Source organism: Sphingomonas rubra (assembly GCF_900115745.1).
Classification (GTDB): Bacteria; Pseudomonadota; Alphaproteobacteria; order Sphingomonadales; family Sphingomonadaceae; genus Sphingomonas; species Sphingomonas rubra.
The window spans coordinates 26,379-51,925 of the sequence record NZ_FOXP01000004.1 but is presented as its reverse complement, the minus strand read 5'-3'; the positions used below and the strand labels follow the sequence as shown (position 1 = coordinate 51,925).

At 71.8% G+C, this 25,547-nt stretch carries 18 protein-coding genes and 1 CRISPR repeat array; of the genes, 5 read left to right on the top strand and 13 right to left on the bottom strand.

Annotation, left to right across the window (positions count from 1 at the left end; all coding sequences use genetic code 11):
• Positions 1-3 precede the first annotated feature (3 nt).
• From BM145_RS16605 to BM145_RS05910, 6 genes are all read right to left on the bottom strand, one after another.
• A complete protein-coding gene (locus tag BM145_RS16605; RefSeq protein ID WP_093332508.1) occupies positions 4-681 on the bottom strand; it encodes a cell wall hydrolase in 678 nt (225 codons plus the stop codon).
• A gap of 21 nt (positions 682-702) precedes the next feature.
• On the bottom strand, positions 703-1,230 hold the full coding sequence (locus BM145_RS05930; protein WP_093332505.1) for a response regulator: 528 nt from the start codon (positions 1,228-1,230) through the stop codon (positions 703-705).
• Positions 1,230-3,440 (bottom strand): PAS domain S-box protein, encoded by a 2,211-nt coding sequence (locus BM145_RS05925; protein ID WP_093332496.1) that lies wholly within the window; start codon positions 3,438-3,440, stop codon positions 1,230-1,232. Before BM145_RS05925 ends, BM145_RS05930 begins: the two co-directional genes overlap by 1 nt.
• Positions 3,441-3,446: 6 nt before the next feature.
• Complete coding sequence (locus BM145_RS05920; protein ID WP_143090112.1) at positions 3,447-3,824, bottom strand: hypothetical protein; 378 nt, start codon at positions 3,822-3,824, stop codon at positions 3,447-3,449.
• A gap of 98 nt (positions 3,825-3,922) precedes the next feature.
• Positions 3,923-4,519, bottom strand: a complete 597-nt coding sequence (locus BM145_RS05915) for an OmpA family protein (RefSeq protein WP_245739116.1) — start codon at positions 4,517-4,519, stop codon at positions 3,923-3,925.
• Positions 4,516-6,369 (bottom strand): cation:proton antiporter, encoded by a 1,854-nt coding sequence (locus BM145_RS05910; protein ID WP_093332493.1) that lies wholly within the window; start codon positions 6,367-6,369, stop codon positions 4,516-4,518. The genes BM145_RS05915 and BM145_RS05910 overlap by 4 nt, the downstream gene beginning before the upstream one ends.
• Before the next feature lie 144 nt (positions 6,370-6,513).
• Here BM145_RS05910 and BM145_RS05905 point away from each other — a divergent pair, with 144 nt between their 5' ends.
• On the top strand, positions 6,514-8,595 hold the full coding sequence (locus tag BM145_RS05905) for a TonB-dependent receptor (protein WP_093332821.1): 2,082 nt from the start codon (positions 6,514-6,516) through the stop codon (positions 8,593-8,595).
• Between the two features lie 389 nt (positions 8,596-8,984).
• Positions 8,985-9,476, top strand: coding sequence for a cell wall hydrolase (locus BM145_RS05900; protein ID WP_177200102.1), 492 nt, complete (start codon positions 8,985-8,987; stop codon positions 9,474-9,476).
• Positions 9,477-9,482: 6 nt separating this feature from the next.
• On the opposite strand, the gene BM145_RS05895 is transcribed toward BM145_RS05900, so the two are convergent.
• The 5 genes from BM145_RS05895 to BM145_RS05875 form a co-directional block, all read right to left on the bottom strand.
• Entirely contained in the window at positions 9,483-9,830 is a 348-nt protein-coding gene (locus BM145_RS05895) for a hypothetical protein (protein WP_093332488.1), read from the bottom strand.
• Positions 9,831-9,839: 9 nt separating this feature from the next.
• Complete coding sequence (locus BM145_RS05890) at positions 9,840-11,246, bottom strand: MBOAT family O-acyltransferase (RefSeq protein ID WP_093332486.1); 1,407 nt, start codon at positions 11,244-11,246, stop codon at positions 9,840-9,842.
• A gap of 1 nt (position 11,247) precedes the next feature.
• Entirely contained in the window at positions 11,248-12,519 is a 1,272-nt protein-coding gene (locus tag BM145_RS05885; RefSeq protein ID WP_093332484.1) for a GDSL-type esterase/lipase family protein, read from the bottom strand.
• Positions 12,516-13,418, bottom strand: a complete 903-nt coding sequence (locus BM145_RS05880; RefSeq protein ID WP_177200101.1) for an SGNH/GDSL hydrolase family protein — start codon at positions 13,416-13,418, stop codon at positions 12,516-12,518. The genes BM145_RS05885 and BM145_RS05880 overlap by 4 nt, the downstream gene beginning before the upstream one ends.
• A 173-nt stretch (positions 13,419-13,591) precedes the next feature.
• Entirely contained in the window at positions 13,592-16,096 is a 2,505-nt protein-coding gene (locus tag BM145_RS05875) for a CRISPR-associated helicase/endonuclease Cas3 (protein WP_093332482.1), read from the bottom strand.
• Between the two features lie 329 nt (positions 16,097-16,425).
• On the opposite strand from BM145_RS05875, the gene drmD reads away from it, so the two are divergent.
• From drmD to cas2e, 3 genes are all read left to right on the top strand, one after another.
• The gene (gene drmD / locus BM145_RS05870) at positions 16,426-19,623 is read left to right on the top strand and encodes a DISARM system SNF2-like helicase DrmD (RefSeq protein ID WP_245739114.1); all 3,198 of its coding nucleotides are present in this window, start codon (positions 16,426-16,428) and stop codon (positions 19,621-19,623) included.
• A complete protein-coding gene (locus tag BM145_RS05865; RefSeq protein ID WP_143090111.1) occupies positions 19,620-20,441 on the top strand; it encodes a hypothetical protein in 822 nt (273 codons plus the stop codon). Before drmD ends, BM145_RS05865 begins: the two co-directional genes overlap by 4 nt.
• Positions 20,442-21,053: 612 nt before the next feature.
• Positions 21,054-21,455, top strand: a complete 402-nt coding sequence (gene cas2e / locus BM145_RS16600) for a type I-E CRISPR-associated endoribonuclease Cas2e (RefSeq protein ID WP_425441085.1) — start codon at positions 21,054-21,056, stop codon at positions 21,453-21,455.
• 60 nt (positions 21,456-21,515) lie between these two features.
• Positions 21,516-22,764: direct repeats of the CRISPR family, unit length 29 nt; unit sequence GGCTCCCCCGCACCCGCGGGGATCAACCC.
• 469 nt (positions 22,765-23,233) lie between these two features.
• Here the strand turns inward: cas2e and BM145_RS05850 are convergent.
• Both BM145_RS05850 and BM145_RS05845 read right to left on the bottom strand, forming a co-directional pair.
• Positions 23,234-24,022 (bottom strand): DeoR/GlpR family DNA-binding transcription regulator, encoded by a 789-nt coding sequence (locus BM145_RS05850; protein ID WP_093332476.1) that lies wholly within the window; start codon positions 24,020-24,022, stop codon positions 23,234-23,236.
• Positions 24,019-25,533: a glycerol-3-phosphate dehydrogenase gene (locus BM145_RS05845; protein ID WP_245739112.1), complete on the bottom strand. Its 1,515-nt coding sequence runs from the start codon at positions 25,531-25,533 to the stop codon at positions 24,019-24,021. The genes BM145_RS05850 and BM145_RS05845 overlap by 4 nt, the downstream gene beginning before the upstream one ends.
• Between the last annotated feature and the right edge of the window lie 14 nt (positions 25,534-25,547).

Below are 25,547 nucleotides of genomic sequence, written 5' to 3'. Positions count from 1 at the left end.
CGCTCATCGCTCCCCGCCGCGCCGTTTGGGTACGTAGAACAGGTGGGTGCCCACTTGCGCGACCTTGGTCAGCGAGTCGCGCCAATAGGGCACCATCCAGTCGGTATGGTAATGCGTGGCGCCGCCCACCTCGGCGAAGACCGCTCCGTCCAGCGCCCGCCGCGCCCTGCGCCGCGCCGCCGCCCAGCCGACATGCACGGTCCGCCGGGCGATCGATCCGTCGCAGGTAAAGGAGAACTGACAGCCGGTGCGACGCGCATATCCCTGGTACACGACCCCGCACACCGTCTTGGGAAAGCCCGGCGCGCGAACCCGGTTGAGCACCACCTGGATCACCGCCCGCTGCCCGCGGGGGTCGTCGCCCGCCTCGTACAGCGCGGCCGTTGCCAGGCACTCGACCGCCTGCGCCCGCGCCGCGGGTCCGCCGCGGAAACGGTAGCGCAAGGCCCTGATCCGCCGCGCCCGATCGATCGGCAGCGCCGCGTTGGCGGCGCGCGCCTCCGCCATGGTCAGCGATCGGGTGGCCTTGGGCAGGTCCGCCGGCCCCGGACCGATCGCGCCGAGCGCGACCGCGATCAGCGCGACGATGCCGATCAGCAGCAACCAACGCTCGGACGCGGCATCGCGCCCGGCCGACGCGCGTCGCCCCGCCGATGATCCCTGCCGCGCTACTTCCGTCATCCCCTTAGGGCGCCGACCGGGTCAGCCCTTCAGGTCCCCCTCGGCCACGTCCAGCGCCTCCTGTATCCTGACGGCGAGCAACGTCAGACCGGCATCGTCGGCCAGGTCGACCTGCCGGCGCAGCTGGTCGCGGATCGACGACAGCGCCCGGCGCCGCGGCTCGTCCTCGACCATCCTCGCCCCCGCTGCCTCATCGGTCAGGGCGTAGGCGATGCAGCGCGCGTCGACCGGCTTATCGCACCGCGCGATCGCAGCGTAGGCGGACGGCACGTCCGACGGATCGTTGCCGGTCGCGAACACGCACCGCGCGCCCTGCGCCAGCAGCGCGTCGACCACGGGATAGACCTTCTGATCGCCCAGGTTGATGTCGAGCACCGCGCCGTCGACGCTGCCCTCCCTCTCCAGCAGCGCCAGGGCCGCCGCGACGTTGGATACCGGGCCGAGCACGATCGCGCCCGCCCGGCGCAGGCCACGCTCCATCGCCTCCGCGATCAGATACTCGTCCTCCACGACCAGGACTCGTTGGTCCCGCAGCAGCGCGTCGGCCATCAGTCGCCTTCCTCATCCATTCCCGGTGACGCGATCGGCACTGTCAGTACGCAGTGCAGCCCGTCCTTTCCGAACGCGTAGCTCGTCTCCGCGCCCAGCTGATACGGCAACGCCCGCTCGATCAGTTCCCGCCCGTATCCCCGGATCTGGGAAACGACCGCGACGTCGAGCATCGGCACTCCGCTTTCCTGCCAATCTACCACAAGAGTGCGGCCGCCCATAGCCGTCTCGTCGACTCGCCACGTGATCGCGAGATGCCCGGCCGGCGCCTTCAGCGCGCCGTATTTGACCGCGTTGGTCGCCAGTTCGTGGAGGCCCAGAGCGAGCGTCTGGACCAGCTTGGTGTGCAACGCCACCGTTGCCGGCCCGGACAGGGTGACCCGCTCGCCCCAACCATCCCGATCCACCGCTCCCAACGCCAACAATTCAGAGCGGAGCACTTCGCAGAAACTCACCTTCCTGCCCGCGGTGGCGTGGGACAGCAGCCCCTGGACGCGGGCCAGCGCCGACAGGCGATCGTGAAAACGATGCTCGAAATCGTCGAGCGACGATGCGCTCAGCAGCGTCTTCTCCGCCAGCGATTGCACCACCGCGATCAGGTTGCGCGTGCGATGCTGGAGTTCCGCGACCAGGATTGTCTGCCGCTCCTGCGCCTGGCGCAGCGCGTCGACGTCACTCGCCGTGCCCAGCCACTCGACGATCTCGCCATGCTCGTCGCGGATCGGGGTCGCGCGGATGCTGAACCAGCGGACATGCCCGTCGCGACGGTGCAGGCGACACTCCACCTCCACATCGCCGCCCCGCCCGGCAACGGCCCACGCCGCCAGCACGGCATCACGATCGTCGGCGTGCACCACCGCGAGCCAGCCCAGGCCCCGGCTGTCCTCCTCCGACCAGCCGGTATAGGCACACCATTGCGCGCTCGCCCAGCTCCACCGCATCACTCCGTCCGCCCGCCAGAGCAGCTGGGGCACGCTGTCCATCAGCGCGCGCACGCGCCGTTCGCTGTTCTGCACCGATTGTTGCAGGCGCCGTCGCTCGTCGATGTCGATATTCATGCCGAGCCACTTCTCGATGCGGCCCTTGTCGTCGACGAGGGGCACAGCCCGCACGTTCATCCAGCGATATCGGCCGTCGCGCCCGAGCAGACGATAATCGGCATCGATCGCGGTCCGCTGCCGAACGGTGTTCCGCCACTTGTCCAGCGTCGGCGCGCGGTCGTCGGGGTGAATGGCGTTCAGCCAGCCATAATCGCGCCACTCGGCGTAGCTCTGACCGGTATAGTTCCGCCAGCTGGGACTGTCGGCCTCGATGGCGCCGTCGGGCATCGCCTCCCAGACCGCCTGGCTGATGCCGTCGACCAGCAGCCGCGCGCGTGCCTCGCTCTCCCGCAACGCCTCCGTTCCGCGTTTCAGCGCGTCGATGTCGGTAATGGTGCTCGCCAGCCCGGCGATGTTCGCCGCCTCGTCGTAGATCGGAATGCTCGCGACCCGCGTCCACACCTCGCGGCCACCATCGTCGGTGTACAGCATTTCCTGACCGGGCACGACGCGGTCTCCGCGCATCGCGCGGGCGCCGGGAAAATCGCGGCTCGTCAGCGCCTCGCCATCCTCTCCCCAGGCGCGCCACCGGTCGACACAGGCCGGATCGCGCGAAGGCATGATGCCCCCCGGCAGGAACTGACGATAGGCGGCGTTGGCGCTGACGATGCGTCCGTCGCCGTTCAGCACCGCGACCCCGACCGGCACGCTGTCCAGCGCGGCGGCGAGCCACGTCTCGCTTCGACGGAGCGCCGCGCGTGCGCGGACGTTCTCCATCGACAGCCACCCGCGCTCCGCCGCGTCCCGGATCAGCGCGACATCCCGGTCGGCGAAGGTCCGCGCGCGTCGATAATGGACGAATAGCATGCCGCGCACCGCGTCGCCGCGGCGCAGGGGCACGCCGATCATCGCGCCGACGCCCGCCGATGCGTATTCCTTTCTCTCCTCCTCGGTGAGGGCGGGGTCGGCGGCAATGTCGGGGTGCACGACGACCTCCGGCCCGATGCGATCCGCATCGTCCTCGACGAACTCGACCCGGTCCGCCTCGAACTCCTCGGCAAGCAGGCGCACGGTCGCCGTCCGAATCGCCGCCACCTCGTCGAGCGGACGCAGCACGTCGCCCAGGCGGAGCAGGAAGGCTGATCGCCCTCCGCCGTCATCCACGTCCATCGCCGGTCAGTCCAGTGCGCGCTGCGCGACGTAGAGGCGCTCGATGATGGTATCGACCAGCGTGTGGCCGGCCGTGCTGAGCGCGTGCAGACCGCCGCGTCGATCGACCAGCCCCTGCGCGATCAGCGCGTCCACCCAGCGCCGCGTCAGTTCCAGCGACGGCGCACCGGGCACCGGCAGGTCCTCCACCGTCAGATAGCGCGCGTCGTCCTCCGCCACGTACAGCGCCAGCATGATGTCGAGCGCGGCGGGCACGTGGAAACCGCGCGGCATGGCGTCTGCCACCTGCGCGGAGGCGCTGAGCATTCGCTGGGCGATCTTCTTGGTGGTCGTGGGCGCAATCAGGCGCGGCGCCCTATCCGGCAGGTTCAGAATTCTCGACAACGCCGCGCTTCCCCTTCAGCAGCAAATACGCTTATATCAAGGGGTTAACTTACGCCAGCACCAAAGCCGGGCGACACGATCGACAAGCTGCCGGGTGGTCAGCCTGCGGTGTTGCCGGTCTCGGTCGGCACCGGGAGCGGCTCGGGCGCCTCGGGCGGCAGGATCTCCACCTCGACCCGGCGATTGCGCGCGCGCCCGGCGGGATCGTCGCTGCCGTCGAGTTGCGCGTTGGGCGCCACCGGCCGCCGCTCGCCGAGCGCGATCACGGTGATGCGATCGGCGTCGATCCCTTGCGCGGCGAGGTAGGTCCGCACCGCCGCCGCCCGGCGACGCGACGCATCCAGGTTGGCGCGGTCGTCGCCCGACGAGTCGCTATGGCCGCGCAACACCCAGCGCGCGTCCGCCGGCAGGCCGGGGGCGGCGAGCAGCCGGTCCAGCGTCTCGCGCCCGACGGCGTCCAGCGCGACGCCGCGCGCGAACGGCACGGTGGTGCCGGTCGGGATCGACGGGGTGGGCGTAGGCGTTGGCACGGGCTCGCTCTCGGCGATCACCTTCGGCTGCATGATCGACTGCGATGCGGCGCTGTTGTCGAACCCCTCGGCCGTGGCCTTGTCGGTCGGGCGCGGCGCCGGGGCGGGTCGGTCGCAACCGACGAGAACGAGCGCGAACAACGACGCCGAAGCCACTCGGATCATGCGGAAACCTCCTGATGGGATCGCGGGATTTCGGCCGGCTCGATCACCTGCCACGATGGTCCGTTCAGCCGATCGCGCGGGGCGTAGACCAGCACCGTCTCGCCCGCGACCGGCGTCGGGTCGGAGGCATGCGAGAAGAAGCGCAGCGATCCGTTGCGACGCAGCAACAGCAGCGGCCCACCGTCGTCCGGCAGCGCGTCCACCGTCGCGGCGTAGGTGGCGGGGTCGTCGACCGCCAGGGCGGCGAATGTCCAGCCCGCCTCCTCGCGCGCGGCGACGTCCTCCACGCCCAGCCCCGACCGGAACATGGTGCGACCGCGTAGCGCGGCCGGCAGGCGCCGGGGATCATCGCCCGCCGCATCGCCGAGCTGGTAGACGTTGTCGCGACCCAGCTCGGGCGCGAACTCGTTGCAGACCAGGGCGTTGTACGCCTCGTTCTCCGTGGTCGCGGCGAGCACGCCGAATTGCTGGAGATCGAGCCCCTCCTCCGTCGCCTCCGCCAGGATTTCGCCGTGATAGCTGGGGATCGCTTCCTCACGCGCGGGCGCCAGCCGCTGCCAGCTGGTGTCGGCGACGGTGACGCCGACCCCCAGGCTGCGCAGCGCCCGGGCGAGCCCCAGGCTCCACCGGGTGGCACCGACCACCAGCAGCCCGTTGCCGCCCGGCGCGGTGATGCCCAGCAACCGTGCCGCCGTACCGATCGAGAAGCCGTGCGCGACGATGGTCGCCGCGACCACCGCGAACGACAGCGCCACCAGCGTTCCTCCGTCTCCGTAGCCGAGCTCGTCCAGGCGGAGCGCGAACAGGCCGGAGATCGCCACCGCGACGATGCCGCGCGGCGCGATCCAGCCGATGAACAGCCGTTCGCGCCAGGGGATGCGGCTGAACGCCAGGCTGACGAACACGGTGGCGGGGCGGACGACGAAGAGCAGCGCCGCCAGGAACAGGCCGAAACGCCATTCGAACTGGCGCAGCACCGCCAGGTCGAGCGAGGCGGAGAGCAGCACGAACACACCCGACACCAGGATGATCGTCATGTTCTCCTTGAACGCCAGGAAGTCGCGCAGCGAGGCGAGGTTCATGTTGGCCAGCGCGATGCCCATCACCGTGACCGCGAGCAGCCCCGTTTCCTGCTGGATCGCGTTGGAACCGACAAAGGTGCCGATCACCGCCACCAGCATCACCGGTGCCTTGAGATATTCGGGCACGTGGCCGCGCGGCAACGCCCAGCCGAGCGCGCGCGCCACGCCGTAGCCGATCAATCCGGCGACCGCCGCCGCGATCAGCAGGCTCACCGTACCCTGCCACACGGTGGCGCCGCTACCCGCCTGGCGCAGGATCTCGTAGGTAACGACCGCGCACAGCGCCCCGATCGGGTCGTTGACGATCGCTTCCCATTTCAGGATCGCGCGCGGCCGGGCGGCGATGCTGGACTGGCGCAGCAGCGGCAGCACCACCGTCGGCCCGGTGACGACCAGGATGCCGGCGAACAGGATCGCCACCGGCCATACCAGCCCGGCGACATAATAGCAGGCGAGTGCCCCCAGCACCCAGCCGACCGGCACGCCGATCAGCACCAGCCGGTGCACCGCGCCCTCCGCGTGGCGCAGTTCGCGCAGGTTGAGGCTCAACCCGCCCTCGAACAGGATCACCGCGACCGCCAACGACACCGCCGGCTCCAGCAGATGGCCGAAATCCTCCGCCGGCCGGATCATGCCGGTGATCGGCCCGGCGACGAGCCCCGCCACCAGCATCAGCGCGATCGCGGGCAGCCCGGTCCGCCAGGCGATCCACTGCGCCCCGATGCCGATCAGCCCGACACATGCGATCACGATCGCGAGATGGTCCATTCGCCCCCCGTCGCCGGCGCCACCGGCGTCTTTCAAGGGGAAGTCGCCGCCCGCATGATTGTTCCCGCGACCGATGGCTGGCGCGATCCCGGACACGCGCTACAGCCGGCCGTGCCGCACCATCGCCAGGACCCTCCTTCCACCATGTTCACGTCACGTTTCGCCGCGCTCCTCCTCGCGGGCTGCTCGAGCGCCGGCCTGGCGCAGGGCGCGCCACCGCCGGTCGACGCCGCGCCCGACATCGTCGTCACCGGCCGCGGCCTGCGCGACCAGCCCGGCGACCGCGCGTTCGACGTGGTCGAGATCGATCGCGCCCGCATCCGGGCGAACGCGTCGGACCGGCTGGAAAGCGTCCTCGCCGACGTCGCCGGGTTGCAGCAGTTCCGCCGATCGGATAGCCGCACCGCCAACCCGACCAGCCAGGGCATCACCTTGCGCGGCATCGGCGGCAACGCGTCGAGCCGCGCGCTGCTCGTCCTCGACGGGGTGCCGCAGGTCGATCCGTTCGGCGGCTGGGTCGCCTTCCCCGCCTATGCCACCGACCGGCTGGGCCGCATCCGCGTGACCCGCGGCGGCGGCAGCGGCTTCTACGGCCCCGGCGCGCTTGCCGGCACGGTGGAACTGGAGAGCGCCGCGCCCGACGGGCTCGCGCCGTTCGTCGGCGGCGTCGCCTATGGCAGCCACGACGCGGTCGACGCACGGGGGTCGGCGGCGCTGGTCCGCCCGAGCGGCTTCGCCACCCTCTCCGCCGCCTTTGCGCGCGGCGACGGCTTCGTGCCGACGGTGGCGGAGAGCCGCGGGCCGATCGACCGACCGGCGCCGTACCGGCAGGCGTCCGGCGCGATCCGCGGCGTCCTCGCGGTCGCGCCGGACATCGAGCTTCAAACAAGCGTCGCCGCCTTCACCGACACGCGCGAGCGCGGCACGCCGTTCACCGACAACCGTTCCGAGGGCGCCGATGCCAGCCTGCGCCTGGTCGGGCGCGGCCGCTGGGGCTGGTCGGCGCTCGCCTATGTCCAGACTCGCGCCTTCGCGTCGAGCTTCGCCGCGGTGAACGCCGCGCGCACCGCCGCCACGCAGACGCTGGACCAGTACAACACGCCCGCCACCGGCATCGGCGCGCGGCTGGAGGTGGAGCCGCCGCTCGGCGAGCGCGTGCAACTGCGCCTCGGCGCCGACCTGCGCGATGTCACCGGCCGCACGCAGGAACGCTACACCTTCGTCGCCGCCGCCCCCACCCGCCGCCGCGTGGCGGGCGGCGAGAACCTGACGGCCGGCATCTTCGCCGATGGCAGCGTCCAGCTGGGCGCGATCACCCTGTCGCTCGGCGGCCGGGTCGACCGCTGGCGCATCGCGGACGGTTTCCTGCGCGAACGGCCGCTGGCGCCCGGCACCGCGCTCACCGACCTCGCCTTTCCCGACCGCGAGGGCACGGAGGCGACGGGCCGCGCCGGCCTGGCCTGGCAGGTCGCGCGCCCGCTGACGCTGCGCACCGCCGCCTATACCGGCTGGCGCCTGCCGACGCTCAACGAACTCTACCGCCCGTTCCGCGTCGGGGCGGACGCGACCGCCGCCAACGCGGCACTGTCGCCCGAGCGGCTGCGCGGGGTGGAGGGCGGCGCCACGCTGTCGCTCACGCCGACCACCAGCATCGCCGCCACCTGGTTCCTCAACCAGCTGGACGACGCGGTCGCCAACGTCACCGCGGGGCGCGGACCCGGCACCTTTCCGCTGGTCGGCTTCGTCGCGGCGAACGGCAGCTACCGCGTGCGCCGGAACCTGGACGCCGTCCGCTCGCAGGGCTTCGAATTGGATGCCGCCTGGCGCCCCGGCCCGGTGGGCGTCCGCGCCTCGTGGAGCCATGTCGACCCGCGGGTGCGGGCGAGCGGTGCCGCCGTCGCGCTCGACGGGTTGCGACCCGCGCAGACGCCGCGCGACCAAGTCTCCGCGACGATCGACGGCCGCCACCGCGGGTTCGTCGCTTCCTTCACGGTCCGCCACGTCGCGCGCCAGTTCGAGGACGACCAGAACAGCCGCAGCCTTGCCCCCGCGACCACCGCCGACGCCTATCTGGCGATCCCCGTCACCGCCGCGCTCAGCATCGAGGGCCGCGCCGAGAACCTGTTCGACGAGCGGGTGGAGGCCGGTATCAGCGGCGCCGACATCGTCGAGCGCGCGACCCCGCGCACGCTGTGGATCGGCCTGCGATACCGCCCCCGCGACTGACGACTCGCTCCCCGACATCGATGCGCGCGGCGACGCAGAATCGTTCGAGTCGCCGGTGATGCGCCCCCTCGCCGGAGCTTTTTTGCGTCGGCAGGGAACCTTTTTCACGTCGTTCGACCCGCCAGCGTAACGTTCCGTCGTGTTGCGCTGGCCGGTGAACGGTTCGCTGCTACCGGGGCCGGGCAGTTCAGTCCTGGCAGACGCCGCCCCATGGCGGTCGGTCGCCGGACGAGACGCGGGGGAAACTCGGCAAGCCCGGTTTACGCAGGTGTTTTGGCAACGCTTGTCGACGATCTCTCGCGCACGGGTGACGATCATGAATGTCGAAGTTCGAGACTAAGCGGGTATTGCAGATCGTGGCGGCAGGCGCCTGTTCGATCTGCGCACACATGGCCTGGGCCGCAACGCCCACCGCGCCACCGGCCGAACAGATTACCGGCCCGACCCCCGCCGTTCTCGTCACCACCGACGTTCAGACTCCTCTCTCACCGACCACCGCCGCCGCTCCCGAAGAGGAGCCGCGCCTCGATCCACGCGAAATCGAGTGCATCGCCAAGGTCATCCGGCACGAGGCCGCCAACCAGCCGATCGCCGGTCAGGTCGCAGTCGCGCAGGTGATCCTGGAGCGGATGACCGACGGTCGCTTCCCGACCACCGCCTGCGGCGTGGTGAATCAGCGCGGCCAGTTCTTCAACGTCGACTCCTATGATCCGCCGCGCAACGACACGCGCTGGGCAGTGGCGCACCGCGTCGCCACCGAGGCGCTGGGCGGCGACGGCGACTCCGCCGCGGACGGGGCTTTGTTCTTCCACTCCGCCGGCGCCCCGATGCCGGGCCGCACGCGCGTCGCCCGCATCGCCGACCACATCTTCTACCGCTGATCGGCCCTACATCGTCCCGGGCTCACCGGGGCGTTCGTCGCCGAACCGCGCAGCGCGCAGCGCCTGCCACCAGCGGCGCAGGTGCGTGCGCGCGGCGTCGGCGTGCAGCGCGGCGGTCGCGCGGCTCCAACCCTCCACCGGTGCGCGCAGTCGCTCGATCGTCGCGGTCGGGGTCTGCTCGTCCAGCCACTCGGTGGCGCTGCCCGCGTTGAAGATCGCCAGGAACAGCGTCGCGACCAGGATCACCCCCGTGGTCCAGCCGAGCGGCCGGCGCGCGTCGACCGCCTCGTCGGGCGGGACCACCACCGGCGATCCCACCTCCGCGATCTCGCCCCGCTCCGCACCGACCGTCATCACGCCACCTCAGAACTGGTAATAGATGAAGGGCGCAACGCCCTCGGGCCGCATGGCGTCGACCACCAGCACCAGCGCACCCAGCGCCAGCCCCAGGGCCGGTGCCGGCCAGCCCCGCAGCCGCACGGCCGCGATCGGCAACAACCGGGGGGGCACGAAATGGATCGCCATGCCCAGCAACACCAGCCCCAGCGACAGCGGCGTCACCAGCGTGTTCCGCCACCCACCGCTGCCGAGCGCGCCGAGATAGCCGAGTGCCGCGTCGAGGTCCGGCGCGCGGAAGAAGACCCAGCCGAGCACCACGATGTGGAAGGTGACCAGCCACGCCGCCCAGCCCGGCGCCCGCGCGATGCCGGCAGGGCGATGACGATCCCAGAACCGCTCCGCGCCCAGCCACAGGCCGTGCAGCGACCCCCAGATCACGAAATTCCAGCTCGCCCCGTGCCACAGCCCGCCCAGGAACATGGTGAGGAACAGGTTGACGTAGGTGTGCGCCGCGCCGCGCCGGCTGCCGCCGAGCGGGATGTACAGGTAATCGCGCAGCCAGCTCGACAGGCTGATATGCCAGCGCCGCCAGAAATCCTGAAGCGAGCGGGCGCGGTACGGCTGGTCGAAATTGCGCGGGAAACGATACCCGAGCAGCAGCGCGATGCCGATCGCCATGTCCGAATAGGCGGAGAAGTCGCAGTAGATCTGCACCGCATAGCCGTAGGCGCCGACGAGCAGGTCCAGGCCGGAGCGGCTGGCGGGGTCGAAGAACGCCGGATCGACCAGGCTGCCCGCCAGCTCGGACGCGATCACCGCCTTCTTGAACAGGCCCCAGACGATCAGCAGCAGCGCCGCCGCCACCGCTCCCCGTTCCAGCCGAGGGGTCGCTCGGAACTGCGGCAACAGGTCGGACGCGCGCACGATCGGCCCGGCGACCAGATGCGGGAAGAAGGACATCAGCAGCATCAGGTCCAGCAGCCCCGCCGCTTCCACCCGCCGCTTGTGGACGTCGACCAGGTAGGAGATCGCCTGGAAGGTGAAGAAGGAGACGCCGACCGGCAACAGCACCTGCATCAGCGGCAGGTCGCGCGCGAAGCCCAGCCCGTGCAGCAGCAGCGCCAACTGCTCGAAGAAGAAGCCGACATATTTGAAATAGCCGAGCACGGCCAGGTTCGCGACCACGCCCCCCGTGAGCAGCAGGCGCGCCCCGCGCGGCGAGCGGCTGGCCGCGATACCCCGCGCCAGCGCCCAGTTGACGACGGCGGAGCCGAACAGCAGCGCGACGAAGCGGCCGTCCCACGCGCCGTAGAAGAACCAGCTGGCCATCAGCAGCGCGATCTTGCGCCACTCGTTGGAGGCTTTCAGCGCCCAGGCGAGCGCGTAGACCAGCAGAAAGAATAGGCCGAAGCCGAGCGTCGGGAACAGCATCTCAGCGCAGTGTCCGCCCGACCGGCACGCTCGTCGGCGTCGACGTCGCCGCCGCGGCAGCGTCGAGATCCCCTTGCAGCAGCGCCGCGATCACGTCGGCGCCGGGCTTGGTGAAGTGCACGCGATCGCCCCGCATCCGCGCCGGCACCGCCTGCGCCCAGCCGTCGGCGGTGCAGCGGCCACCCATCCGCGCCGCCCAGTCCCAATAGGCGACGCCGGCCTCGCTGGCGCGCTGCCGCTGGATCGCCTGCACCACGGGCAGCGCCGCGGGCGGCGCCCACCTCGCCTGCCCCGGACAGACCGACGCCTCGCCGCTGCCGCTGTTGCGGAGCGAGGGGATCGCCGTCGCGCTGTCCGGCGCGCCGAGCAGCAGGATCGGCACGCCCGGCGCCAGTCGCTGCACCCGCCGCAGCCCGCGCCGGAGGCCTGCGTCATAGTCGGCGGCGGAGAAGCTCGGCTTGAACGCCTCGTTGGTGCCGAAGGCTATCACGATCAGGTCGGGCCGCGCCACCGCCAGCTCGGCCGCGACCAGCGCTTCGTCCTCGCGCTCCAGATGGAGGAACTGCGACCCGACCACGCCCAAATTGGACAGCGACACGCCGCCGCGCCCGCGCCGCTCCACCGTCCACGACGTCAGCGTCACCGGCCCGGCGAGCACGCTCACCTGCGCGCTCGTCGCCGCCGCGGGCGTATCGATCGTCCGGCATTGCGGCCCCGCCACGGGGGCGTCGAGCAACCATTGCACGCTCGTCGTGCCCGCGGTCAGCTGCACCGCGCCGCCGCCCGGCATGGCCCAGCCGCACACGGTGAATCGGTCGAACGCCTGGGCGGCCGTGTCGGCGGTCAGCGACAGCCAGGCGCCCGGTGCGGATGCGGATAGGGCATAGCCCGACAAGCCCAGCCGCGCGGTCGACGCCGCGGCGTAGCTGGGGCCGAAGATGCCGCGCACCGACCATCCGCCGGACTGTGCGGCGGTGACGCCGCGGGTCAGATAGCCCTGGTACGGCCGCCCCGGCGCCAGCATGCCCCGCCCGCCGACGCCGTAGCGCGCCTGCAACGCGTTACGCCACGCGCCGGTGATCTGGTCGCCCGCCGTATGGCTGTCGCCGATCTGGACGATGCGCACCGGCTCGCCCCGCCCGCGCGTCGCGGCGAGCCGGGCGAAGAAGGATTGCAGGCGATCCGCATCGCACAGCACGGTCGCGCAGGGCACCGGCGCCGCGACCTGCGCCCCCGTCTGCGCCGCGGCAGCGGCGAGCAGCAGCGGGATCATCGTGCCCCCTCCGGCGGCGCGGCGGGCACAGGGCGGTGGGCCGCTTCCCGGACCTGCGCGGCGTAGCGGCGGATGGCGGCCACCGCTTCGGCGACGATGCGCTGATAGCCGATGCCGATCATGTGGATGCCGTCGCCGGTCCGGACCAGTCGGGGCGTGCCGGATCGGGGATCGGGAAGGTGGCTCGCATAGCGGCCTTGCGGATCGACGGACAACCGCCGCGTGTCGATGAAGGTGACGCCCAGCCGTGCCATATGGGCGGCGAAGAAGCCGTTGAGCGCCTGCACCTTGGCATCCAGCGCCGGATCGCGCATCGCCGGCAGGCCGACCCAGTAGACGCGCGCGCCCGTCGACCGCGCCACCGCGACGAACCGGTCGACCCGATCGCCGACGACCTGCTTCCAGCCGTCGCTCATGAACGGGTAGAGCTTGCCGTCCCACATGTCCTGCGCGTCGTTGACGCCCAGGCTGATGACCGCGGCATCCACCGGGTTGGCGGCCAGCTGCTCGCGCGCGCGCTTCTCTAAATCGTCGACGCGGTAGCGGGTGAACCCCGTCGCCTCGCGACTGAAGCGCAGCACCTCATACCCCTCGCTCTCGGGCAGTAGTCGGTACAGCGCGTCCCACACGCCGACGCCGAAACTATCGCCGAACACCCCGACCCGGACGACCCCCGTCCGCGCCACCCGCTCCACCACCGCGCGCTCCACGCCCGCCGGCGGCGACACGGCAGGCGCAGCGGGGGCAGCGACCGCGGCCGGAGTAGCGACGCCGCTGCCCGGAACGTCCGCCGGGGCGGCGATGATCGGCGGCGGGACGTCCGGCTGCGGCACGAAGGATCGCCCGACCGCGAAGCCGGCGACCAGGCCGACCACGAGCACGGCCGTTCGGTCAGCCAACAACCTCCCCGGCGACGTTCGCGTTGGTGGTGTGGCGGAAGTCGGGAAATCCTGGTCGGGCATGGTTCGCGTGACAAGTTGGAGAAGCGGAGCCGTCGTCCGATCGGGTTTCTGGCGCCGGTCCCTTACACCAGCCTGACGGCAACGCTACCCGGTGGATTGCGTGGCACGCGCTAACTTCCCGCCTGCAATCCCCAGGGACCGTAGGCGAAGCGGCGGCCGTCGATGCGGAACCGGCGATCGTCGATCCGCTCCACCTCGGCGCCGGGCGCGATCCGCATCCAGCCGGGGATCGCGATCCGGTCGACCGGCAGACCGAATGGGCCGCGCAGCGGCGGATCGAGATCGACCAGCACGTCGCGCGCGCCGAGCCGGGTCATCGCCTCTTCCCCGCCGGGATTCCACCGCAGTTCGGTGAAGCGCTTCGACAGGTCCAGGGCGACGACCTCCGCCGTGTTGCGGTCGGACGCGACCGCGCTCGATCGGCTGGCCGTGTGGTTCTGCCCGGCGGTGCCCCAATCGCGCGTCACCACGGCGAGCGCCTCGTCGTGCGTCGCCCCTTCGACCAGGCGGCGATTGTCGCGCGGGATGACGAGGTCGGGGGTTTCTTCGAGCAGGCGCAGCGTCGCTTCGAGCTGGCGGAAGTCGCGATAGACCGGGCCGAGGCCGTGACGACCCCGCGTCCGGTCGAGGAGCGGCCGCAGGTCGCGCTCGGCGGGGCGCAGGACGACCACGCGCGCGTCGGCGAAGGCGCCGCGATCGTCGCGTCCGTGCCGATGCAACCGGCCGATGCGCTGCAACAGCACGTCCATCGGCGCGAGGTCGGTGAGGAGCAGGTCCGCATCGATGTCGAGCGACTGTTCCAGCGTCTGCGTGCCGACCAGCACCTGCCCGCCGGGCGCGCGCTCCTTGCCGAACGCCTCCTCCACCGCCGCGTCGAGCAGCTTGCGGTCGTCGGGGGCGAAGCGGCCGTGATGGAGGGTCGCCACGCCGTTCACCGCGAAGGCGAGATCGGGCGCCCGCGCCGCCACCGCCTGCGCGACGGCGATCGCACCGGCCACGCTGTTGCGGACGACGAGGACCTTGGCACCGTTCCTTGCCGCAGCGACGGCGCGCGCGGCGACCGCATCGGCGTCGTCGATGATCCCGGCGATCTCGATCCGCACCCGTTTGCCGGCACGCGCCGCGCCCGCGGCCGGGCGCAGATCGTGCCCCCGCCCCGACAGCGCCGGATAGGGCAGCCCGGTCGCGGCCTCGAGCGACGGAGCCGGCGTCTTGAGCAACCGCGCCCGCGCCGCAGCCCCCAGCGTCGCCGACAGCAGCAGCGCCCGTCCGCCGACCGCGACATGATGGTCGAGCAGGCGTTCGAGCAGCCCGATCATGTACGCGTCGGACGCGTGGACCTCGTCCACCACCAGCAGGCTGCGTGACAGGACGCCCGCGCGGAACAGCGCGTGCTTGACCGGCAGCGTGCCGAGCAGCGCCTGGTCGATCGTGCCGACGGCGACCCGCGCCGCGAGGAAGCGGTTGGCCCGCTCCGCCGCCCAGCGCGCATCCTCCTCGCCCGGCTCGCCCCGGTCCCAGCGGACGGCGTAGCCCGGCAGCGCCTGCCCGGTCGCGTCGCCCGACCGAAGGTAACCGGGCACCGCCAGCACCGCCTCGGGCGCGTCCTCGCCCCAGACGCGTCTCAGCATGTCGTTGACGCGCTTGTGCAACTGCACCGCCGCCGACCGGGTCGGCAGGGCGAAGAACAGGCCGTCGACCTCGCCGCGGCGGCGCAGCTCCAGCCAGCGCCACAGCGCCGCCTCCGTCTTGCCCGATCCGGTCTCCGCCTCGATCAGCGCGACCGGGCCGAGATCGGCGGCAGCGTCCGTCTGGAAGCCGTGCGGCGGGTACTCCAACGCCGCCGCGAAGTCGCCGAACGGGGTGGGAAGCGGCAGGAAACCGCGCGCGGCAGCCGCCTGTTGCGCCTCCGCCAGCCGCATCGCGTCGCGCGCCGCACCGTGCGGCCCCTCGACCGGGAAGCGCCGCGTGTCGGAGCCGAGCCAATCGGCGAGCGTCACCAGCCCGGCGAACAGCGCGACGAAGCGATGCGCCTCGGGCAGCGGCGGCCCCTCCTCCCACGCCAGCGGCCAGCGCGCGCGCACGGCGTCGATCAGCGTCAGCACATGCGCGGTCGGATCGCCATCGGCACCGGCCTTCCAGTGATCGACGTGGCGCCGCCACGGGTCCTCCGGCGCCATCGCGTCCTCGCTGAACTCCTCCAGCGGCCTGCCATGGTGCGCCATCACCGCCGCGAAATGCGGATAGGCGCCCCAGTCGTCGATCAGGCCGTTGAGCATTCGGCCGGCCGGGGTGCGCCGGATCGGCCCCTCCAACAACGCCACGACTTGGCCGGTATGGCCGATCCTCGGCTGCTTCGGATCGATCCGCGCCTGAAAGCCGCGATTGGCCTTGCCCAGGTCGTGCAGCGCCACCAGCACGGTCAGCCGGGCGATGTCGAGCGGGGTCAGCGGCCGGCCGGCGGCGACCTCCAGCGGTCGCCGCCACGCGGCAAGTACGATCTCGAACACCGTGCCGACGTCCAGGCAATGGTCGACCAGCGGCAGCGCCGCCGTCACCCGATCGTCCTCGTCACGGTCCAGCTTTGCCCACGGTGTCTGCACGGTCTCGGTCATCCCCTACCCTCCCGAAAATATCGCCGAACCTCCGCCATCTTCTGCCTCCCCGGCGCAGGCCGGGGTCCAGTTGGGTGACGGCTTGAGCTACTTACGATCCTCTTCCCACCTGGCCCCCGGCCTTCGCCGGGGAAGGTGAAAGAGATCAGCGACGATCTCCTTCCGATGACGCCGCATCCTGTAGCGAACGCCGCTTTCGGGCGAACCCGAAACATCCGGAATGAAGCTACTTTTACCTCGAAGAACCATGTTGTTGCATCCGCGATGGACCCACCCTTGCTTGGCCCCGCACCCCCTCGCCTGCACTGCCCCGCCGGAAGGGGTTCAGCATGGCCGAGACACAGCAGCGCGCGCCCGCGCCGATGGTCGGGCAGTTCGTGTCGCTGCGTGGGCGGTTGTGGATGGTCGAGGCGCAGCCGGACGGGCCGCTCGACGGGCATCGCATCGCCTGTATCGACGACGACGCCAATGGCGAGGACGCGCGGGTGCTGTGGAGCGCCGAAGTCGACGCGCGGCTGCACGACGAGGAGGCATGGGCGTCGCTGGGTCGGGAAGGCGGACGCGGCGGCGGCGACGCGGCGACCTTCTCCGCCTATCTGCGTACTGTGCGCTGGCGCACCGCCACTGCCGCCGAGCGCGACCTGTTCCAGGCGCCGTTCCGCGCCGGCATCCGGCTGGACCCGTACCAGCTGCTGCCGCTTCGCAAGGCGTTGCGGCTGCCGCGCGTCAACCTGCTGATCGCCGACGATGTCGGCCTGGGCAAGACGGTGGAGGCCGGGCTGGTGCTGCGCGAGCTGCTGCTGCGGCGGCGCGTCGATTACACGGTGGTGCTGGCCCCCGCGGCGATGACCGGCCAGTGGCGCGACGAGTTGCAGAGCAAGTTCGGCCTCGCCTTCGAGATCGTCGACGCGCGCCATCTGGAGGAATTGCGACGGCGGCGCGGCTACGGCGCCAACCCCTGGGCGGCGGGATCGCGCTTCATCCTGTCGCACCGGCTGCTCGGCGAGGAAGCCTATGTCGCGGGGCTGCGCGACGTGCTGGAGGATTTCCGCGCCCGGTCGCTGCTGATCCTGGACGAGGCGCATCATGCCGCCCCGGCCGGCGGCGGGCGCTACGCGATCGAGAGCCAGTTCACGCGATCCCTGCGCGACCTGTCCGAACGGTTCGAGCACCGCCTGTTCCTGTCGGCGACGCCGCATAATGGCCACCCGAACAGCTTCGCGACCCTGCTGGAACTGCTCGACCCGCAGCGCTTCACGCGGGGCGTGCCGGTGCGGCCCGCCGACTTGGAACCGGTGATGGTGCGGCGGCTGAAGAGCGACCTGCGCGCGCTCGGCGAGGCGTTTCCGGAACGGGTGGTCGAGCCGGTGGTGATCGACGGCCTGGCGGCGGACGCGCCCGAGCTGGTGCTGGCGGCGATGCTCGCGGAGTATCGCGCCCGGCGCGAACGCCGCATCGCCGGGCTGTCGGGGGCGCAGGCGGCGCGGGCGCGGCTGGGTTTCGTCGGCTTGCAGCAACGCCTGCTGTCGTCGATCCCGGCGTTCGCGCGAACGTTGCGCGTCCATCTGGCGGGCCTCGACCGCGCGATCGCGGGCGAGGCGGCGGCGATCGTCGAACCGGCCGAGTCCGATGCACCGGAGCGGGCCGAGGACGAAGCGGCGGCACTCGACCGGCTCGACCGGGCCGAGGGCGCGGCGGACGAGGCGGCGGCGCTGATCGGGGCGGCGGGAACGCCGGCGACGCTGCTGGCGGCGGAACGCGCGCATGCCGCGGCGATGCTGGCGGTGGCGGACGCGGGCCGCAGCGCGCCGGACGCGCGGGTGCGCTGGATAGTGGATTGGGCGCGGGCGCATCTGCTCGATGCGGACGGGCGCTGGCGCGACCGGCGGCTGATCCTGTTCACCGAGTATGAGGATACGCGCCGCTGGCTTCAGCGGCAGTTGCAGGTGCTGCTCGATCCCGCCGACACCCATGAGGACCGGCGGATCGACAGTTTCACGGGCGTCACCTCGACCGAGCGGCGCGACGCCATCAAGCGCGCGTTCAACGATCCCGCCGATCCCTTGCGCATCCTGCTGTGCACCGACGCCGCGCGCGAGGGCATCAACCTTCAGGCGCAATGCCACGACCTGATCCATGTCGACCTGCCGTGGAACCCATCGCGGCTGGAACAGCGCAACGGGCGGATCGACCGCAAGCTGCAACCCAGCCCCACCGTCACCTGCCGCTACTTCGTCTACGCGCAGCGGCCCGAGGACGTCGTGCTCGACGCGCTGGTGCGCAAGACGGAGGCGATCCGCCGGCAATTGGGATCGGCGGGCGAGGTGCTGGGCGCCCGGATCGCCGACCGGCTCGGCGGCGGCGGCATCGACCGGGCGGCGGTGCGCGACCTCGCCGACCGCATCCGCGACGAACGCGCCGACGAGCGGGTCCGCGCAGCCGTCCGCGATCTGGACGACGGGGCGGAGGCGCGGCTGGCACGGCTGCGGCGCGAGCAGGCGGACCTGGCCGCGACGCTGGAGAGGGCGCGGGCGCGGGTCGGCGTCGATCCGCATGACCTGCAATCGGTGGTCGGGCTGGCGCTGACGCGGACCGGCGGCGGGTGGGACGGCGCCGCCGCGGTCGGCGACACGCCGGTGTTCGCGCTCGACCAGGCGGCGCTGGCCGGCGATCCGAGCTGGCAGCCGCTGCTTGACGAACTGCGCGCGCGCCCACTGCGTCCCGGCGAGCGTCCGGGCGAATGGCGCGCCAGCGCCGATGCCGGGGTGCGGCGGGTCAGCTTCGCGCCGGCGATCCTGCCTGACGGGCGCGATGCCGGCGACGTGGTGCAGCTGCATCTGGAGCATCGGCTGGTGCGGCGGCTGCTCGGGCGGTTCCTGTCGGCGGGGTTCCGGCAGGGACTGGAGCGCGCCTGCGTCATCCGCACCCCGGCGACACCCTCCCCTCGCGTGATCCTGCTCGGCCGGCTGGCGCTGTACGGCGAGAAGGCGGCGCGGCTGCACGAGGAGGTGCTGAGCGTCGCCGCCGACTGGCGCGACCTGCCGCCGCTCCGCCCGCTGGCCGAGGGGCGTGAGGCGGAGGCGCGGGTGCTGGAGGAGCTGATCGACGCATTGCGCACCGCCGCAGATGCCGATCCCGATACCGCGCGCCTCGCCACCGCGCACGCGGGCCGCGACGTCGCCGACTTGCGCCCGGCGCTGGAGGCGCGCGCCGCCGTCCGCGCCGAACGGGTCGCGGCCGAACTGGCGCGCCGGGCGGCGGCGGAGGCGCGCAGCCTGGAGGTGCTGCTCGAACAGCGCATCGCCCGCATCGCGCGCGAACGCGGCAGCGACGACGGGCAGCTCGCGCTGCTGCTCGATCCCGCCGAGGCACGGCAGCGCGCAGCCGACCGTCGGTCGTGGCAGCGCGCCGCGACCCGGCTGGACGACGAACTGATCCGCGAGCCCGAGCGGCTGCGTGCCGCCGCGCGGGTGCAGGCGACGCGGCTGGAGCCGATCGGCCTCGTCTATCTGTGGCCGGTCGCGTGAGCCGCGGGGACGATGACCGGCCGAGCGACTGGATCGGCTATCTCCAGCCGGTCGGGCTGGTTGTCGCGCCCGCCGCACTGGCGCGGATCGGCGCGTGGCCCACGCCGCAACGGGCCGCCGATGGCGAGGCGGTGGCACGGGCGCTGGCCGGGTTCGCCGACGATGCCTGGCCGTTCTTCCGCGACGTGCTGGGCTGGCCGGCCGGGCGGGTGGCGGGGGCGCCGGGCGGGCCGACGCTGCCCGAGGCGCTGCGCGTCGCCTTCCGCGAACAGGACACGCTGCTGGAGCCGCATTGGGCGGTGTCGGCGCCCGACGGCACGACGCAGTTGCTGGTGCGGATCGAGGGGGATTTGGTGCTCGACCGGCGGGGCGCGCTCGACGGGTGGGAGGCGACCGCGCAGCAACGCTTCGAACGGCTGTTGCGCGAGACCGGGGTAATGGCGGGCGTGATCGTCGGCACGCGTGAGACCGGGCGGCTGGGCGGCGAGACCGAAGCCGTGCTGCGGCTGGTGGTGGCGCCGCGCGGCGAGGTGTCGGGCCATATGAGCTGGCCGCTCGGCCCCTTGGCGGAGGTCGGCGGACGCGGGATGCTCGCTGGGCTGAAACTGCTGCTCGACGCGCATGCGCTGTTCACCGGGCCGCCGTCGCACCGCCTGCCGTCGCTGCTCGCCGAGAGCCGCGCGGCGCAGGCCGACGTGTCGTCGCGGCTGGCGGGACAGGTGTCGTGGGCGACGACGGCGTGGTCCGGCGGGTGCACACCACCCACCTGCCGCGCGCCGCCGTCGAGCGAACCGTCGCCGCCGACGTGGCGGGCGTGACCTTCGGCATGGACGCGCTGGCCGATCTCGCCCGCGGCGACGGGGCGGCATTGCAGGGCGCGCTGGCGCCGCTGGTTGTCGCCTATGGCGACTGGTCGGCCGGGCAGCGCACCGCCGCGGCCGCCCCCGACATCGCCGGTGCGGCGCAGCGCGGGCGGACGGCGGCGACGCTGATCGCGGCGCAGGACGACGCGCGCGCGCGGATCGCGGCGGGCATCGCGCTGCTCGCCGATGCGCGGGTGCAGATGGCGTTCGACATCGCCAACCGCGCCGTCGCCGACGCGATCCGCGCGCGCCGCCCCGGCGCCGCCGCGCCCAGCTGGCGGCCCTTCCAGCTCGCCTTCATCCTGCTCAACCTGTCCGGCATGGCCGACCGGCAGCATCCTGATCGCGAGGTCGCCGACCTGCTGTTCTTCCCGACCGGCGGCGGCAAGACGGAGGCGTATCTGGGTCTCGCCGCCTTCACCATCGCGCTTCGCCGGCTGGGCGCGGACGGGTTGCTGGGCGCCGGCGTCGCGGTGGTCATGCGCTACACGTTGCGGCTGCTGACCCTCGACCAGCTCGGGCGCGCGGCCGGGCTGGTCTGCGCGCTCGAGCTGCTGCGCACCGGCGATGCCTATCGTGGCGACACCGGCCGCCCGCTGCTCGGCGACTGGCCGATCGAGATCGGGCTGTGGGTCGGCTCCGATGCCAGCCCCAATCGCCTGGGGCGCAAGGGCGACAAGACGGAAGGCACCGCCGTCAAACGCGTCCGCGCCTATACCAACGGTCGCGACGCCCGCGCAACCCCGCATGAGCGCGGGCGTGCGCGGCCGGATCTGGACGGTGGTGGAGGAATGGCACGGCCGATTACGCCGGGGCAGCATCGTGATGTGCTGGGCCGAACCCGCCTCCGCCGGGGGCCTCGGCCTGTCGGTGCTGGGCGAGCCGCCCAAGGACGTGATCGCGCACGAGAGCGTCCTACTCGTCCGCCGGGCCCTGCCCGCCCGGCATTCGCCGGAGCAGCGAGGCTGACTTCGGGGTTGCACGACGTTCTTTGACATTGTTAGTATAATCAGGACTCTAAACGGCAGAGGCTCCCCCGCACCCGCAGGGATCAACCCCTCCCGAAAGGCATCCAAGTGTCTGACTTCTCGGCTCCCCCGCACCCGCGGGGATCAACCCTGCGCGGTGACTTGGTCGGTGCGGTCCTTCGCGGCTCCCCCGCACCCGCGGGGATCAACCCGCCGTCCAGAAGCGCTACCATCCGCTGCCGGGGGCTCCCCCGCACCCGCGGGGATCAACCCGCGGATGCGCTGCCCGGTGCCCGCCAGCGTGGGGCTCCCCCGCACCCGCGGGGATCAACCCGGGCCAGGTTCTCGGCGGACTGGGCCTAACGTGGCTCCCCCGCACCCGCGGGGATCAACCCGACACCGGCGAGGTGGTCAACGACAACGAGCCGGCTCCCCCGCACCCGCGGGGATCAACCCTTCGGCGCTTCGCCGTTCGTCAAGACGCCAAGGGCTCCCCCGCACCCGCGGGGATCAACCCCCGTTCACCGTCGCGATCAGCCACAGCATCGGGGCTCCCCCGCACCCGCGGGGATCAACCCTTCGCCGGCGGGGGCGGGGCCTTCACCGGATTGGCTCCCCCGCACCCGCGGGGATCAACCCCAGGCGGACCTATGGCTGCCGATCGCACCAGAGGCTCCCCCGCACCCGCGGGGATCAACCCGGCGTTGTCACCGCGGAAGACGAGCGCCTCTAGGCTCCCCCGCACCCGCGGGGATCAACCCAGCGCCGACCCGAAAAGCCCGTTCGGGCCCGAGGCTCCCCCGCACCCGCGGGGATCAACCCCCTGTTTCGGCAACGGGTTGGCGTCGGTGACCGGCTCCCCCGCACCCGCGGGGATCAACCCGACCTCGTCCAGCATGAGCTGGTTGAAGACGCGGCTCCCCCGCACCCGCGGGGATCAACCCTGATCAGATCGGGGCAGGGATCGCGCACCTCGGGCTCCCCCGCACCCGCGGGGATCAACCGCACGCTTGAGGTGCCCGTATTTCCCTGGGTTTGGCTCCCCCGCACCCGCGGGGATCAACCCTTCACCGACATGGCGAACCGCTGCCAGCGGATGGCTCCCCCGCACCCGCGGGGATCAACCCTCGATCGTGATGCCGTCCGCTCGGTCGCGCGCGGCTCCCCCGCACCCGCGGGGATCAACCCGATATGCGCCTCGATCGACCTCGCGCCCGTCTGGCTTCCCCGCACCCGCGGGGATCAACCCACCGGTCGCTCGGCCGGCGCCGTCCCGCTCAAGGCTCCCCCGCACCCGCGGGGATCAACCCGCACCGTGGTACTCCTCATGAACTGGTAGCCCGGCTCCCCCGCCCCGCAGGGATCAATCCGAGGCAATTGTGAGACAACAAGACATTCTGGAGTGCCGTTGTAGATGTTTGATCCGGGCCCTGATGGTGCATCAGTTCCCGGAACGAATAGAAGGATCGCCATGGATCAGGTAGCCATGAAAGCGCCTGAAAGACCGAAGCAGTCCGCCGAGCGATACAGCACAGCAAGATAACCAGAGGGCGCTAATAAAGCGCTACGGGCGGCAACCAGAAGAAGGTAGCCAAGTGGAGGAAGCGCCGCGCAACGTTCGGTCTGCCCACGGCTCCGGAGGGCCCAAGACCAACCTTGTCGTCGATTAAGTAGGAGGCGGCAGTGGTCGCGTGCCGGCGTCATATGCCGCTGTCGCTAAACAACTGCCCCCACACGCTATTAATTTCTGGGAAAATAGTGCTCGCACAACGATAAACATCAAGACGCGATCTTACGTGTTACAATAAGTTCAACCTGCGAGAAACGGCAGGCCTCCTGCAACCTACTCGAGGCGCGATCGGTAACCAGCCAGTCGATATCAGCGAGCGAGCCGATGCGCACCGGTGCCGCGCGCTCCGCCTTCGACGAGTCCATCGCCAGGATGACATTGCGGGCGTTGCGGATGATGGTGCGGGAGACGTGGACCTCGTCGACGTCGAAGTCGAGAAAGTCGCCATCCGGCTCGATCGCCGACGCGCCGATCAGGGCGAAATCGACTTTGAAGCCCCTGATGAAGTCCATGGCGATCGATCCCACCACTGCCCGATCGTCCGGGCGGACGCGCCCGCCGGCGGCGATGACCTCGATGCCGGGCCGTTCCGCCAGGATGTCCACCACGTTGAGGTTGTTGGTGATGACCATCAGCCTGCGCCGCTCAACCAGATGGCGCGCGATCGCTTCGGCGGTGGTGCCGATGTTGATGAACAGGCTGGCCCCGTCCGGCACGAGATCGGCGGCTGCGGCGCCAATCTCCTGCTTCGCTGCAACGGCCAGGTCGCGCCGCTCGGCATAAGCGAGGTTCGCGGTGCCAGAAGTCGCCACCGCTCCGCCGTGGACACGCGCGAGAAGCGAGCGGCGTTCCAGCAACGTCAGGTCCTTGCGGATCGTTTGCGGGGTGACGTCGAGTGCCTGCGCGAGCGCCTCCACGGAGACGGTGCCGCCCGCCCGCGCGAGTTCCACGATCCGCGCGTGCCGCGCAGCGGCGACGTCGGTCGCGTTGCCGCTCACGCGGCGCGGGCCAAGCGCTTGGCCACATGTTCGTCCACCCGCGCCGCGGTGCCCGGCGGCACGTGGAGGCCGAGCTTGCTCCGCCGCCAGAGCACGTCCTCAGCACTGCGCGCGAACTCGTGGCGGACGAGATGGTCTACCTCGGCCACGTGCAGCCCACCGCCGAGGTCCTCGCCGAGATCGCCGGTCGTCGATGCCGTCCCCAGAATCATCGTCACGCGCGTGCCATATGCCCGCGCCAGTCGCCGGAGCAGCGGTTCTGGCAAGCGGGGGTAGCGCACCGTCAGGTCGGCGAGGAAGCGCTCGAAATCGGCATCCGGCATGTCTCCGCCGGGCAGCGGCGCGCCCGCGGTCCATGCGGGCCCGGCGCTGAGCAAGAGCGGCGCCAGGTCGCGCAGCGCGTGCTCGGCGAGCTTGCGGTAGGTGGTGATCTTGCCACCGAACACGCTCAGCATCGGCGCGCGGCCCTCCCCGGCGTCGAGGTCGAGCACATAGTCGCGCGTCACCGCCGAGGCGCTGGCCGCCTTGTCGTCGTAGAGCGGTCGGATGCCCGAGAAGCTCCAGGCTACGTCGGCGCGCGTCACCGTCCGCTCGAAGTAGCGCGCGATCGTGGCGAGGATGTAGTCGGTCTCCGCCTCGCCGATCGTGGCGCGGCCCGGCGCGTCGTCCCACGCCTCGTCGGTGGTGCCGACCAGCGTATAGTCACCCTCGTACGGGATGGCGAAGACGATTCGCCGGTCGGGGTTCTGAAGCATGAGGGCGTGATCGCCGTCGTAGAGCCGCGGCACGACGATGTGGCTGCCCTTGACCAGCCGCACGCCGCGGTCGGTCCGCCCGCCGCCGGCTCGGCCGAGCACGTCGGCGACCCATGGTCCCGCCGCGTTGACCACCGCCCGCGCCCTCACCTCGCGACGTCCGTCGCCCGTCTCGAGCGTCGCTCTCCAGCCATCGGCGTCACGGTCCGCCGCGACGAGCCGGGTGCGCGTCTTGATGATCGCGCCGCGCTCGGCGGCGTCGACGGCGTTGAGCGCGACCAGCCGGCTGTCCTCGACCCAGCAGTCCGAGTATACGAATGCCCTGCCCCCATCCGCCTTCAGGCCGTTTCCCCACGGCGTACCGGCGAGCGAGACCGTCTCGGTGCCCGGCAACCGCTCTCGTCCGCCCAGGTGGTCGTAGAGGAACAGGCCCAGGCGGACCATCCAGGCGGGGCGCGGCGACTGCGTTTGCGGCAACACAAAGCGGAGCGGCCAGATGATGTGCGGCGCCATGCCCCACAGCCGCTCGCGCTCGATCAGCGCCTCGCGCACCAGCCGGAACTCGCCATATTCCAGGTAGCGCAGGCCACCGTGGATCAGCTTGGTGGAGGCCGACGAGGTATGGCTGGCGAGATCGTCCTGCTCGACCAGCAGCACCGACAGGCCGCGACCGGCCGCATCGCGCGCGATCCCGGCGCCGTTGATACCGCCGCCGACGACGAGCATGTCGATCGTCCCATCCGGCCAATGATCCATCGCACACGCCTCCG